Source organism: Halomonas sp. ND22Bw (assembly GCF_003011945.1).
Classification (GTDB): Bacteria; Pseudomonadota; Gammaproteobacteria; order Pseudomonadales; family Halomonadaceae; genus Halomonas; species Halomonas halophila.
The window spans coordinates 1-256 of the sequence record NZ_PXWD01001278.1 but is presented as its reverse complement, the minus strand read 5'-3'; the positions used below and the strand labels follow the sequence as shown (position 1 = coordinate 256).

General features: G+C 48.4%; 1 protein-coding gene. It reads right to left on the bottom strand.

The genetic code is table 11. The features are described 5' to 3' along the window. Nucleotides 1–215: hypothetical protein (locus CVH10_RS27010; protein ID WP_219925009.1), on the bottom strand; the 215-nt coding region annotated here is incomplete at its 3' end. Between the last annotated feature and the right edge of the window lie 41 nt (nucleotides 216–256).

Genomic DNA, 256 nt, shown 5'->3' with positions numbered 1-256 from the left:
CGTGGAATTTCTTTTTCGCCATTGATGACCCCACTACCCCATATATGGGATTGCATGCTCGCATCGAAGAATATACTGCCGATCCCGAGCACATGCGGCCTGGACTTGGGAGAGTACTTGGAGGGCAACCCTGAAACCTTTTCAATAATGTAGGGATTGATCGCATCCCCCAGGTTTAGGATCTTATTGTACATGCGATACGGAACGAACTGCATTACCCGATCCTCAGCCTTTATCTACCAACGGTAGCTTCACA